Source organism: Mariprofundus sp. EBB-1 (assembly GCF_003665155.1).
GTDB lineage: Bacteria > Pseudomonadota > Zetaproteobacteria > Mariprofundales > Mariprofundaceae > Mariprofundus.
Map to the genome: position 1 here is coordinate 87,367 of NZ_RCFQ01000003.1, position 12,745 is coordinate 100,111.

General features: G+C 48.2%; 11 protein-coding genes and 1 other RNA gene. 7 read left to right on the plus strand and 5 right to left on the minus strand.

Translation table 11 applies throughout. The features are described from left to right. The first annotated feature begins 15 nt into the window (after nucleotides 1-15). Nucleotides 16-1,995, plus strand: a complete 1,980-nt coding sequence (rpoD, locus tag D8Y20_RS02245) for an RNA polymerase sigma factor RpoD (RefSeq protein WP_121541410.1) — start codon at nucleotides 16-18, stop codon at nucleotides 1,993-1,995. 71 nt (nucleotides 1,996-2,066) lie between these two features. Here rpoD and D8Y20_RS02250 read toward each other — a convergent pair whose 3' ends face one another. The 5 genes from D8Y20_RS02250 to D8Y20_RS02270 all read right to left on the minus strand — a co-directional run bounded on the left by D8Y20_RS02250 (nucleotide 2,067) and on the right by D8Y20_RS02270 (nucleotide 4,217). Beyond that, nucleotides 2,067-2,849 carry a TIGR00282 family metallophosphoesterase gene (locus D8Y20_RS02250; protein ID WP_121541470.1) on the minus strand — a complete coding sequence of 261 codons (783 nt, stop codon included), beginning with the start codon at nucleotides 2,847-2,849 and terminating at the stop codon, nucleotides 2,067-2,069. 5 nt (nucleotides 2,850-2,854) lie between these two features. Beyond that, on the minus strand, nucleotides 2,855-3,427 hold the full coding sequence (locus D8Y20_RS02255) for a 5-formyltetrahydrofolate cyclo-ligase (protein ID WP_121541411.1): 573 nt from the start codon (nucleotides 3,425-3,427) through the stop codon (nucleotides 2,855-2,857). Between the two features lie 52 nt (nucleotides 3,428-3,479). Further along, nucleotides 3,480-3,657: non-coding RNA, 6S RNA (ssrS, locus tag D8Y20_RS02260), on the minus strand. Next, nucleotides 3,643-3,936, minus strand: a complete 294-nt coding sequence (locus D8Y20_RS02265) for a cell division protein ZapA (RefSeq protein WP_121541412.1) — start codon at nucleotides 3,934-3,936, stop codon at nucleotides 3,643-3,645. The genes ssrS and D8Y20_RS02265 overlap by 15 nt, the downstream gene beginning before the upstream one ends. Next, complete coding sequence (locus D8Y20_RS02270; RefSeq protein WP_121541471.1) at nucleotides 3,933-4,217, minus strand: hypothetical protein; 285 nt, start codon at nucleotides 4,215-4,217, stop codon at nucleotides 3,933-3,935. Before D8Y20_RS02270 ends, D8Y20_RS02265 begins: the two co-directional genes overlap by 4 nt. Nucleotides 4,218-4,348: 131 nt before the next feature. Here D8Y20_RS02270 and D8Y20_RS02275 point away from each other — a divergent pair, with 131 nt between their 5' ends. From D8Y20_RS02275 to lipB, 6 genes are all read left to right on the plus strand, one after another. Then, nucleotides 4,349-4,921, plus strand: a complete 573-nt coding sequence (locus tag D8Y20_RS02275) for a LexA family transcriptional regulator (protein ID WP_121541413.1) — start codon at nucleotides 4,349-4,351, stop codon at nucleotides 4,919-4,921. Nucleotides 4,922-5,124: 203 nt separating this feature from the next. After that, a complete protein-coding gene (locus D8Y20_RS02280; protein ID WP_121541472.1) occupies nucleotides 5,125-6,357 on the plus strand; it encodes a DNA polymerase IV in 1,233 nt (410 codons plus the stop codon). 118 nt (nucleotides 6,358-6,475) lie between these two features. Then, a complete protein-coding gene (locus tag D8Y20_RS02285) occupies nucleotides 6,476-7,807 on the plus strand; it encodes a thiolase family protein (protein ID WP_121541414.1) in 1,332 nt (443 codons plus the stop codon). Continuing rightward, nucleotides 7,804-9,918, plus strand: a complete 2,115-nt coding sequence (locus tag D8Y20_RS02290) for a 3-hydroxyacyl-CoA dehydrogenase NAD-binding domain-containing protein (RefSeq protein WP_121541415.1) — start codon at nucleotides 7,804-7,806, stop codon at nucleotides 9,916-9,918. The genes D8Y20_RS02285 and D8Y20_RS02290 overlap by 4 nt, the downstream gene beginning before the upstream one ends. After that, nucleotides 9,902-11,722: a long-chain fatty acid--CoA ligase gene (locus D8Y20_RS02295; protein WP_121541416.1), complete on the plus strand. Its 1,821-nt coding sequence runs from the start codon at nucleotides 9,902-9,904 to the stop codon at nucleotides 11,720-11,722. Before D8Y20_RS02290 ends, D8Y20_RS02295 begins: the two co-directional genes overlap by 17 nt. Nucleotides 11,723-12,087: 365 nt before the next feature. Further along, nucleotides 12,088-12,717, plus strand: a complete 630-nt coding sequence (gene lipB, locus D8Y20_RS02300; RefSeq protein WP_121541417.1) for a lipoyl(octanoyl) transferase LipB — start codon at nucleotides 12,088-12,090, stop codon at nucleotides 12,715-12,717. The last annotated feature ends 28 nt before the right edge of the window (nucleotides 12,718-12,745 follow it).

Genomic DNA, 12,745 nt, shown 5'->3' on the forward strand with positions numbered 1-12,745 from the left:
ACAGGAGTAATTCGCATGTCGAAAAAAGACCAGATCACGGTTCGCGAACTCGGTACATTGATGGCCAAAGGTAAACAGGCTGGCTTTATTACCTACGAAGATCTTAACAAACATTTGCCTACCGGCCTTGTGACGGCTGATCGCGTTGAAGAAATCATCAATGTCTTCACAGAAATGGGTGTCGAAGTTGTTGACCCGGAACGTGCTCCTACGGGCTCCTATGCCATGCGCAAGGATCGCCTGCGCAAAGAAGATTCAGCGCTTCGTGCAGACACCTCCCAGTTGGGTACGGTTGTTCGTATTGATGATCCTGTACGTATGTATCTTCGCGAAATGGGAACCGTTGAGCTGCTTACCCGCGAAGGCGAAATTGAAATTGCCCGCCGTATTGAAGAAGGTCGCATGCAGGTGCATGAGTCCATCTGTTTATGCCCGTCCACATTCCGTGAGATCATGCTTTTAGGCGAACGCATTGCTGAAATCCGTGATGAAGCCGCTGAACTTGGCGAAGAACCAAATTTCCGCGATATCATTGATGTTGATGAAAAAGTGGTGAATGCAGCTGCCATCAAAGAATATGAAAACCGTATGAACCGCAGTGAAGATGAAGATGACGAGCCGGCTGAAAATGAAGTGAAGCTTGATGGTGAACAGCTAACAGCAGCCATTAAAGCACGTACCGCTACTCCAGATGGTACTCCGATGATGGAAACAGTCATCACCAAAGAAGAGCAGCTGGAAGAGGCGCTTGAACACTTTGCCAATGCCAAGTCATTCCATGATGATTTCATTGATGTGAAGAAGAAACTCGCCAAGCGCCCTAATGACCCCAAGCTGCTCATCAAAAGCCGTGCGGCACTCGATGGTATGCTGCTGGAGTTGGTTAGTATTCCGTTCTCACCGCGTCAGCTGGATCAGCTTGTACAGCGCTTTAAAAATGCTGTAGATCGTGTGCGTCGTTTTGAACGTACCATCCGCGATTTCTGTCTGAAGGCTAAAATGCCACGCAAATTGTTTTTGGAAACATTTCCGCCAAGCGAAACCAATGAGCGCTGGATTGATGATTGTATCAAGCAACATAAGGATGCTCCCTGGACAGTCAATATTGAGCCGGTAGTTGGTAAAATAAAAGAAAATCAGCGCCGCCTGAAACGTGTTGAGCAGGAAACCGAAATGGAGGTTGGCGAGCTGAAAGATGTAGCCCGCAAACTAACCATGGGTGAAGCTAAGATGCGTCAGGCCAAACGTGAAATGATCGAAGCTAACTTGCGTTTGGTGATCTCGATTGCCAAGAAATACACCAACCGTGGACTTGGTTTCCTTGACCTGATTCAGGAAGGCAACATCGGCCTGATGAAAGCGGTAGAGAAATTTGAATGGCGTCGTGGTTATAAATTTTCCACCTATGCTACATGGTGGATTCGTCAGGCCATCACCCGCTCCATTGCTGATCAGGCCCGTACGATCCGTATTCCAGTGCATATGATTGAAACCATTAACAAAATGATGCGTGTATCGCGTCAGATTGCACAAAATATTGGACGTGAACCAACGCCGGAAGAACTGGCAGAGCATCTTGAGATGACAGTTGAGAAAGTAGAACAGATTCTTGAAGTCGCCAAAGAGCCTGTTTCTCTGGAAACACCTATTGGTGATGATGAAGACTCTCAGTTAGGCGATTTTGTTGAAGATGATAATGCTGAGAATCCTCTTGATGCAGCGGTTGGTGCAGCCCTTGCCGAAGCAACGCTTGATGTGCTTAAAAATCTCACTGATCGTGAGCAAAAAGTACTGCGCATGCGTTTTGGTATTGGCATGAATACCGACCATACACTGGAAGAGGTGGGCAAGCAGTTCGGTGTTACGCGTGAACGTATTCGTCAGATCGAAGCCAAAGCATTGCGTAAGCTACGTCATCCATCACGTGCTCAAAAGTTGAAAACATTCGCTGACGCACCTGATGCAGCAGTGCAACTGGAAGGTAGCATCCGCTAAAAGCTTGTTTATATCGAACTAAAAAGGGACCCTGACGGGCCCCTTTTTTTTATCTCTGATCTGTAAGGTGCTTAAGTGGGTGGTATATGAATGCGCTCAATCTCAACAGCCATGCGCGTTGATGGATCAATTGTGACTAAGGTGGCAAAGATAGAGGCTCCACCCTCCGCTGCCTCAAAACGCTCCGGCAAACGCTGCACCATGCGCCTTAACGCGCCTTCAACTTTCATGCCGATAATGGATTGATATGAGCCCGTCATGCCGATGTCAGATTGATAGGCCGTACCAGATGCATGAATAACCTCATCACAGGTAGGTACATGGGTATGTGTGCCATAGACAAAAGAGGCGCGCCCATCCATATACCAACCCATGCCCATCTTCTCACTGGTCGCTTCAGCATGCATATCAACCAATATGGCACTGACATCATCAGGAATCTCAGACATGGCCTGATCAACGGCTTCAAACGGGCAATCCCATGAACCCATGAACACCTGGCCGATAAGATTGATGACAGCAATTTTATGGCCTGTGGTGGTCTCTTGCACTGTCCAGCCACGACCTGGTGCAAACCGGGTGAAATTCATCGGGCGCACATAGCGGTCGTCTTCATCAATATGTTCAAGAAAGCTGCGTTGATCCCAGCAATGATTACCGTTGGTTAGCACATTAACACCAAGGTTGAACAATTCATCTGCGACTTTTTCCGTAGTGCCAAAACCATGTGCCAGGTTTTCACCGTTAGCGACCACAAAGTCGACTTGGTGCATATCAATGAGTGATGGCAAGTGGCTTTTCAGCGCACGTCGACCGGCTTGACCGAGTACATCACCAATCACTAATACCTTCATTCTCTCTAAGCTGGTTTCGTACATGCAATAACCTCTTTTTCAGTAATAACATAATGCATCGGCACATCATGGCTTTCAAATGGTACTTGTGCGATCTCCTGGCATGAAAAGGCCAAGCCGATGATCTGCTTGATATGCATGCGATGTTGCGCAAGCCAGAAATCAAAACAGCCCTTACCCATACCCAGGCGGTTTCCCTGTCGATCAAAAGCGGTCAAAGGACATAACAGTGTAGTTGTTCCCTGACTACCATCCCACAATAAGCCTCCAGTCGGTTCCTGTATGCCGAACAGGCCAACTTGCCACTGCGTTGCGTCAGAGAGCGCATGCCACTCCATGTGTTCATGGTGATGCGTTACCGAAGAGAATAGTCGATATTCATTGTGTTCAAGCAGGGTGTCGGTAGCCACTTCAGAAGGTAGCGAGCGATAGATCAGTAAATTCTGGGATGGTTTTTTTTCAGTGGCAAGATAAGCAAACAGGGATGCCATAATGGATTCGGAATATGTTTTCCGAAGGGCGGAAGTTAACGCCTTACGCTGTTTCAGCGCAGATGTACGTAAAAGGGCTTTATTCATGGGCAATCCGATTTAAAACATCGAGGGCGTTATGCGAGGCAGAGGGGTAGAAGGAACCTCCGCGTTGGCGTGGTGGCAAACAGTCGACGAACCCTCTAACAAGAGGTGGGTGCCGCAACCGGGCATCAGGTATCCCAAAAAGGGACGCACAACAGCCAAGATAGGTAAGCTCCCATTCGACAAGTATCGGCTCAGGCAACATTTATGCCATTCGCTCAACGCAGAGGCGCTTTCGCTAAACCTTCTGCTTGTGATACTATACTATCAAATTCTGAGATCAAGCCTTCCAGACCGTCAATACCTGAGTCTTTCGCCTTTAACAATTCACCAGCCAAATTCAAGGCCACAAGTGTTAGCAGACGATCTGATCCGACAGATGCTCCCATATCTCTTAGCTCATCAATATGCTTTTGAACGAGGTTGGAAGCCGCAATGACTTGATTCGGGTCTTCATCTGTTAAAATAGAGAAGTTGCGGCCCATCAGGGTAATTTCAACAGGATTACTCACGATGCTTCTCCCTGCTCAGTCATCAGTCCATCAAGTTGTTCCATCGCATGCTCTACGCGGGCTTTCGCTTCCAGACGAGCATTCTGAACACCTTCAAGTTCGCTTTCCAAATGCTGCACCTGATCTCTACGCTTACGCAGTTCACTTTCAGCAATACGCACCACCTCACGCATGCGGTGATTATCGGCAATGGTTTTTTCCATATTGCGGCGAATAACAGACAAATGTTCTGTAAGCACTTGCATGCGCTCTTCTAAGGCTTGTTGTGGTGATTCTGACATGGTTGACATTGAATCACTTTCAGGTGATGAATTCAAGTCTAATATTAACACTATTATTATTTTTAAGGGGCAATGTATGTGCATATTTAAAATAACTTGCGTGGTGTACGAACGTACACCATACTGCGTACATGGTGAATAAAGACCCCTTCTATCTCGGACGACTACAAGACTATTATGCCCTGCATCGGCTGATTCCCTCCTATGCGGAGATTGCCGCACTTGTTGGTGTGAGCAAGCAAGGTGCGGTGAAGTTTATCGATCGCATGATTTTTGCGGGTTACATCAGTAAAGGGCCGGGCGGCCGCCTGTCGCCGGCCAATATGTTTTTTGCGCGTCCGCATGTCGGTGTGGCACCCGCTGGTTTTGCCAGCCCCGCGACCGAAGCGCTGGGTGATGCGATTACGATTGATGATTATCTGGTCGAGAACCCATCCAGCACTGTGCTGGTTGAGGTGCGCGGCGACTCGATGATTGATGCAGGTATTCATCATAGCGATTTTCTCATTGTGGAGCGCAACACCAATCCGAATATCGGCAAAATTGTAGTGGCGATTGTGGATGGTGATTTTACCATTAAATATTTACGTTCTGACCAGAAAGGGCTGTTTTTGGAGCCTGCCAATGCGGAATATCCCAATATTTATCCGGAAAGTTCTTTAGATATCTATGGTGAAGTTGTCGGCCAGTTCCGTAAATTCTAAGTAGCGCCTTCAGTTCACCTCTGCTTGTCCCGATGAGAAGGTGAATTGCGGAGCAAGAGAAGCTGCCCTGGGGCACTGCGTTAAACATGCTCGCCTACACAAGTAGGCTGCGCGTGTTTGCCTTGTCCTCGAAACAAGCAGCTTCAATCTGAAGACGCTACTTTCTCGTGTATGAACAACGCTTGTGTCTTTGAGGTTTTATGATGGTGGTGAGCAATTGGTCTAATGCCATTGCACATGTTGATTGTGATGCGTTTTATGTCTCTTGTGAGATGGTGCGCCATCCGGAGTTGAAGGGGCGGCCGGTGTGTGTGTTGTCGAGTCAAAATGCGATTGTGGTGGCCAAAAGCTACGATGCAAAAGCGATGGGGATTAGCACAGGTATGCCTGTTTGGGAGGCGAAAAAGATAGCGCCTGAGGCTGTGTTTTTTGCGGCTGATTTTCGTTATTACGGGCAGTTATCGGGCAAGTTTTTTTCTGTTCTGCGGCGCTATAGTCCTGATATTGAGATCTATTCGATTGATGAGGGGTTTATGGATATGAACGGTATTCGCCTCTTATGGGGAAAATCATTTCAACAATTGGCTGATGAGATCAGAGCGGTGATTCAGCGTGAGGTGGGTATTACAGTGTCGGTAGGCATCGCCAATACGCGTACTTTGGCGAAACTTGCTTCCGAGTCGAACAAGCCGAATGGTTCAATGGTTTTACCCGGTAAACATATTGAAGCCTTTTTATCTGATCTGCCGGTTGGAGATATTCCCGGTATTGGCCGTAATCGTGCCGCACTGTTATATAAATTTGATATCCGAACCGCTTTGCAGTTTTCTCGTCTTGAAGATGGCTTGATGCATCGTTTGTTGGGTAGGCATGGCATGTTATTAAAACAGGAGTTGTCGGGGCGTTCTGTCATGCCGTTGGAATTGAAGCCGGTGCTGCCAAAAAGTCTGTCTCGAACAGCTTCGATGGGTAAGTTAATCGCAGACCGTCATCTGGTAGCTGCGCATCTGAGTTATCATTGTATGCGCCTGGTTTCTGAGTTGGTGGCCAAACAACTGCTGACACAGCGTATGCATCTATTTCTGACCATGGCCAATTTTGATAAGCGTGAGGTTCAATTGCGTTTGGATTTCCCAACCAACAGCCTAAAGCGCATGATGGATGCTATAAAACAGGGTTTTTTACAGGTTTTTCGACAGGGCGAAACTTATCGTGCCTGCGGACTAACGGCTACACATATCACCCTAGAGCAGACTGCAACGGATGATCTGTTTGGATTTATGGTTGAAGACAGGCGTCAGACAACATTGATGTTGGCCGTAAATGAGATTAACCAAAAGTATGGCAATCGAACGCTATCACTGGCTTCGACATGCAGGATAAAAGAACAACCGAAAGGCCTGCGCTTTCATTATCCTGTTCTCATCGCATATTAAGAATGATGAAGAAGTAACGACAAAGCTAACGACAATGAGAGCAAATAACTGACTTTCAGGATCCGCTGTAGTAGATTCAACAAGCGTAATCTGTTTTTGACCGGGCGAAGGAGTTCGTATGGCGAAACGAAAAGTAATAAAGAAGAGACCAACCGATGTCGTGATCGTGGCTGGAATGCGAACACCGCTGACTAAAAGTTCAGGTGCTTTTGATGCATTGAGTGCGGTTGATTTAGGTGTGCTGGCCATACGTGAACTGCTAGCTCGTTCGCCTGTTCATAGCGATGACATAGATCAGGTTATTATTGGTAATGTGATTCAGCCTGCTGAAGCAACCAATATTGCGAGGGTTATTAGTTTAACGGCGGGCCTTTCACATGCTATTCCCGCGCATACAGTGCATCGTAATTGTGCTTCGGGTATGCAAGCGATTACTGATGCGGCGGAAAAAATTCAGCTTGGTCGCAGTGATGTGATTATTGCTGGTGGCGTGGAATCGATGACCCATGCCCCACTGCTTTTTCATGATCGTTTTCGTGCGGCGATGGCCAAGCTGCCGAGAGCACGAACCCTGCAACAAAAGATTCCGGTTCTGACAGAGATTGCCAAAGCACCATGGAAACCGCGTATTTCCCTCTTGGAAGGATTAACAGATCCCACGATTGGAATGGGCATGGGGCAAACTGCTGAAGTGTTGGCACGCGAGTTTAACATTACGCGTGAAGAGCAGGATACGTTTGCTCTGCAAAGCCACCAACGTGCGGCTGCGGCCTGGGATGCTGGCTTTTATGATGATGAGGTGATGCATGTGTTTGCAGCACCATCGTTTAAAGATGTGCATCGCGACGAAGGCATTCGCGCCAGTCAATCCATGCAAGCATTAAAAAAATTAAAACCGGCATTTGATAGGCCACTGGGTACGGTAACAGCAGGTAATAGCTCGCAAATTACCGATGGAGCGGCAATGCTTGTTTTAGCCCGTCGAGAAAAGGCTGAAGCAGAAGGTTGGCCTGTCTTGGGCTGCCTGCATGATTGGGCCTATTCGGGTTGCGATCCGAAACGTATGGGTTTAGGGCCGGTATTTGCTATGCATGCGGTGTTACAAGCAGCGGATTTGCGTATGTCGGATGTGGATCGGGTGGAGATCAATGAAGCTTTTGCTGTGCAGGTGCTGGCCAACTTGAAAGCGATGGAGTCAACTGCCTTTGCTGAACAACAAGGCTGGTTAACATCGATGGGAGCCCCGGATATGGATAAACTGAATGTGCATGGTGGTGCTATTGCGATGGGGCATCCGGTCGGTATGACAGGGGCACGGTTGATCCTTACCCTGTTAAGGCAGTTGAGAGGAGAATGCGATGGTGGCTTGGGACTGGCGAGTTTATGTATTGGTGGTGGTCAGGGGGGGGCAGTGCTGCTCTCCAGTGAAGCCGCTGGGTTAGCATCATGAAGACCGTACTTCTCATCAATGAGCCGGCTGTTGCGGGTGTGGCATCTCAGGCACGATTAAAATTTGAGCGTACAGATAAATCGGTCAATGTGCTGGATAAAACATCGATGGAACAATTAGAGGCTTGCCTGGATGCGCTGGAGCTTGATCCACCCAAGGTGTTGATTTTGGAAAGTGGCATGCGGGGCTGTTTTGTGGCCGGTGCAGATCTGGATTTAATTGCTGCTGTGCAGGATGCCAGTGAAGCAACAAAACTGGCTGAACGCGGGCAGGCCTTGTGCCGACGTGTTGAGGTATTGCCATCGATTACCATTGCCATGGTGCAAGGTGCTTGTATGGGTGGCGGTTTAGAGCTGGCGCTGGCTTGTGATTATATCGTGGCGATTGAAGATAAAAAAACACAGTTGGCTCTGCCTGAAATTAAAATAGGTATTCACCCTGGATTTGGTGGCTGTGTGCGCTTGCCCAAGCGGGTGGGCTGGGTGAAGGCTGTTGAAATGATTTTAACAGGGCAGTCAGTCGATGCCAAACGGGCCGAACGTATCGGCTTGGCAGCCTTATGTGTTCAGCCGGAGCAGTTTGAAGCTGCGATTGGATTGCTAGCGGCCAGAGGAAAGGTGAGGTTACGCACATTTCAACCATGGTGGTTGAAGATCTGGCCGGTGCGGGCGTTGTTTTTTCAGCAGGTGGAAAAAAAAGCCTATGCACGCTTTAAGGCTTTACATATGCCTACAGCATATCCGGCTATTCCGGCCGTGATTCATTTGTTGAAAGAAACTATTGGTTTGCCAGACAGGCAGGCACTGCAGCGCGAAGCGCACTCACTGGGGCAGTTGGCTGTGACGCCTACATGCAAGAATCTGATTCGCGTATTTCATCTGGGTGAAACATTGAAGAAACAGGATGCTGTCAGGCGCGGGCGCGAGTCTGTGGCAGGGTTTAGTAAAACAGCGGTGTATGGTGCTGGCGTTATGGGTGGTGGAATTGCCTGGGTGGCAACGAAGACCATGAATGTTGATTTGCATGAACTTTCAGCAGAGTTCTTGAGCCGTGGCATGAAGGGGCTTAGCGATTTAGCCAGTCATGGTGGTAGCAATAGTAAACAGCGTTTGAATCGCATTCGCCCGGTATTGGATGCCAGTGGCCTGAATGGTGCCGATGTGGTCATTGAGGCGGTGCTGGAAGATATAAACGTGAAGCGGAAACTATGGCTTGAAGTGGGGAAATCGGTCTCAAAAGAGACACTGCTACTCTCCAATACCTCATCGCTGTCTATTACAGAGATGCAGCTTAGGCGTGCAAATGCTGGTCGCATTGCGGGCCTGCACTTTTTTAACCCTGCTCCAAAGATGCCGTTGGTTGAAGTCATCGCAGGAGAGAAAACAACAGAGGAAACGCTGGATAAAACCTGTGCCCTGGCAACGTCATGGGGCAAGTTCCCGATCATCGTGGCGGATCGCCCCGGCTTTTTGATTAATCGTTGTTTGATGCCGTTTATGATTGCAGCTCTGAGGCTGGCAGAGGCAGGGCAGCACCCGGAACATATTGATGGGGCTCTCAAACATTTTGGTATGCCGATGGGGGCCTTTGAATTGGCAGATCGGGTGGGCTTGGATATTTGTCATCACGTTGGCGAGCATCTCTCTGAAGCCTTTGATTCGGTCCCAGCCATGCCTGACTTCTTTGAAAAAATGCTTGCCGATGGTCTGCTGGGCGAAAAGTCAGGCAAGGGTTTCTTTGTATATGATAAAGGTAAGCAAGGCAGCTTGAATCCGTCTTTGGTTAAATATTTGCCATCAGCGAAGAAACTGGAGCATGCGTTTGATGCAGATATGAAAATGGAGGCAGATGTTATGTCGGTAACTGCTATATCCGATGCCTGTCTGATTCCGATGTTGGTGGAAGCACTACACTGTTTACATGAAAACGTAGTGGATGATCCGCAACACTTGGATGCTGCCTTTGTGTATGGCATTGGTTTTCCACCCTTTAGAGGCGGTCTGTTACATTATTTTGCCACGTTTGAACGCTTACAATTGTCCGATAAAATATCAGCTGCTGGTTTGAATTTGCCTGATAATATGGATGTGTTGGATGCCTTCCGCGCATAAGTCTGATTGCCCGGGTCTGATGCAGGCTGAGCGAGCGAACTGTTTGCCTGACCTCTTATTATCATCACCACCGGAATGGCTGGATAAACCGCTACTGCGAAGCCGCCATAAGAATGGTAAATGGGTATCATGCTCACGTATTCGCGTGCAGCAATCGGTATTACGATTAGCGGCGTGGTTGGAGTCTGAAGGTATTCAACCGGGAGATCGGGTAGGGCTGTTGGGTCATAACTGTGCCGAATGGTTTATTGCCGATTTTGCTATTTTACGATTGGGGGCAGTGACTGTGCCTGCCTATTTCACGGATCCCTCTGAAGCGGTGCAATATGTATTTGATGATGCCGAAGTATCATTGGTACTGGTTGAAGAGGGTGATCAGTTAGACAAGCTCGATGGTATGATGGTGAAGCATAGAGCCTTTCACGGTATCGATAGTATCCGTACGATTATTGATGATGAAAGCTGGGATCATCGTTTACAAGCGCCATGTCCAAAACGCGATGATCTGGCTACATTGATTTACACCTCGGGTACCACAGGTCACCCTAAAGGGGTGATGTTGACACATCATAACCTGTTGTCGGATGTGGCTGCTGGACTTGGCGGTGTAGAAGTCTTTCCTGATGATCTGTTTCTCTCCTTTTTGCCAACCTCACATGCATTTGAACGAACGGTTGGCCATTTTTTACCAACGGCCAGTGGGGCTGAGATCGCGTATGCGGAGGATGTAACCACCTTGCTGCGGGATATGCCGGAAGTGCAACCAACGGTGATGGTATCGGTGCCGCGTTTGTATGAAAAAATTTATGCGGGTGTGCAATCCAAACTGGCGGCGGGGCCAGCGATTAAACGGAGGCTATTCTCTTTGGCGCAAAAGCTCGGTTTGGAACGTTTTGAATTAAGCATGCAGGGCAAGGAGCTGTCCGGGCCCAAGGCGTTGTTGTGGGGCGTGCTTGATAAAGTCGTGAATGCCAAGTTGCGAGAAAAAATGGGGGGGCATATTCGTGCATTTATTTCCGGTGGTGCAGCGCTGCATCCTGATATTGCCCGTTTTTTGCTGGCTGCAGATATCACCGTACTGCCCGGATATGGTCTGACTGAAACATCGCCTGTACTGAGTGTAAATGTGCAGTCGCTTATCAAACCGGCAACGGTTGGCCCTGCTTTGCCGGGGGTAATGTTGAAACTTGCCGATGATGGAGAGTTATTGGTCAAAGGGCCGATGGTGATGCAGGGCTACTGGAAGCAACCTGAAGCAACGGCCAAAGCCATGGATGCCGATGGCTGGCTTTATACCGGTGACAAGGTTGAGATGGATGATGATGGGTATATTACGATAGTAGATCGCAAAAAGGAGATCATGGTCTTATCCAATGGTGAAAATGTAGCTCCGGCAGTGATTGAACAACATCTTAATCAGGACCCATGTTTTCTGCAAAGCATGATCATTGCTGATAAAAGAGCTTATGTAACAGCACTTATTGTGCCTGATGAGGAGGCTATCAAGGTCGCATGGATGCTGGATCACCCTCAGCCATTGCCCGAAGACTGGCGAGATGGTGCGCTTGCCTCAACGTGGTTCATGCAGCGTATTCATAATGATGAGCATGATCTTTCCAGTTATATGCAGGTGAAACAATTCCGTATGCTTGATGAAGAGTGGACGCAAGCGAATGGTTTGTTAACACCAACCTTAAAACTGAAACGCCGTAATATTCATGAGCGTTATGCCGATATCATTGAGGCTATGTATGCCAAACCCGAGGATCAAGAATCGTTGGATGGTCATTTTCCGGATGCATAGGATATTGATCTAAAGAGGGGATCTTTGGCAGGGTAATAGCATTAAAATATCTTGATTTTATTATTACTCAGCATTTTTTTACCGCAAAGTTACGCAAAGTAAAAACAAACAATATGTGTGATTTTGGTGCTCTCTCATGTTTCAATGACTGTTCTTTTGCTCCATTACATTTTTATTGAGTTCTGAAATACAATGCTTTTGACTTTCTCTGCGAAACTCTGCGTCCTGAAGGTGAGTGTGTTTACACATGAGAGGCTCCCCTGGGGGATTGCGGTGAACGTTTTTAACTGTTTTAATGCGATTACCTTGGGCGCTCTGGATTAAGCGGTGGACAAAACCTGGTCGGGCGGTTCTGCTTAGACCCTATGAATGAAACACCTTTGATCGAGAACCAGTGGTTAGCACGGCAACCATATGAATCTGCCTGGCTGTTACTACAGGCACGTGCTGATACGGTGGCCGAGGGGGATGCTTCAGAGATCATCTTCAGCTGTGAACATGAACCGGTATATACCACTGGTCGGCGTGGCGTGGATAATCGCCTGGGAGAGCTGTTGCCTGCTCCTGTTGTGCATTCAGATCGTGGTGGAGAGATGACGTTTCATGGCCCGGGCCAGCTTATGCTCTATCCCATTATTCATTTACGGCAACGTCATATCGGTGTGAAGGCTTATGTGCATCTGCTGGAGCAATCCTGTATCAATGTATTGCAATCACAGGGGATCGAGGCCGCGCGTCGTTGTGGTTTCCCCGGTGTATGGACAGCACAGGGCAAGGTTGCGGCCTTGGGCGTGCGCGTTACGCATGGTGTGGCTTATCACGGCATGGCGCTGAATGTGGATGTTGATCCGGCATGGTTTGCAGCCATTAATCCCTGCGGTTTGCAGTCGGGTATTGTCAGCATGTCTCGTTTCGTTGATCCATTACCGCTGCCTGAATTGGCAGCAATATGGATGCAAAGTTTTAGTGATTTGTTAGCAGCGCAATCGAATTAAACTACTTAAAAGCATTCACCGCAGGGCG

Excerpts from the sequence above, each read along its gene's own strand:
- rpoD (WP_121541410.1), top strand. The coding sequence starts at position 16 with ATGTCGAAAAAAGACCAGATCACGGTTCGCGAACTCGGTACATTGATG.
- D8Y20_RS02250 (WP_121541470.1), bottom strand. The coding sequence starts at position 2,849 with ATGAAGGTATTAGTGATTGGTGATGTACTCGGTCAAGCCGGTCGACGT.
- D8Y20_RS02255 (WP_121541411.1), bottom strand. The coding sequence starts at position 3,427 with ATGAATAAAGCCCTTTTACGTACATCTGCGCTGAAACAGCGTAAGGCG.
- D8Y20_RS02270 (WP_121541471.1), bottom strand. The coding sequence starts at position 4,217 with ATGTCAGAATCACCACAACAAGCCTTAGAAGAGCGCATGCAAGTGCTT.
- D8Y20_RS02275 (WP_121541413.1), top strand. The coding sequence starts at position 4,349 with ATGGTGAATAAAGACCCCTTCTATCTCGGACGACTACAAGACTATTAT.
- D8Y20_RS02280 (WP_121541472.1), top strand. The coding sequence starts at position 5,125 with ATGGTGGTGAGCAATTGGTCTAATGCCATTGCACATGTTGATTGTGAT.
- D8Y20_RS02285 (WP_121541414.1), top strand. The coding sequence starts at position 6,476 with ATGGCGAAACGAAAAGTAATAAAGAAGAGACCAACCGATGTCGTGATC.
- D8Y20_RS02290 (WP_121541415.1), top strand. The coding sequence starts at position 7,804 with ATGAAGACCGTACTTCTCATCAATGAGCCGGCTGTTGCGGGTGTGGCA.
- D8Y20_RS02295 (WP_121541416.1), top strand. The coding sequence starts at position 9,902 with ATGCCTTCCGCGCATAAGTCTGATTGCCCGGGTCTGATGCAGGCTGAG.
- lipB (WP_121541417.1), top strand. The coding sequence starts at position 12,088 with ATGAATGAAACACCTTTGATCGAGAACCAGTGGTTAGCACGGCAACCA.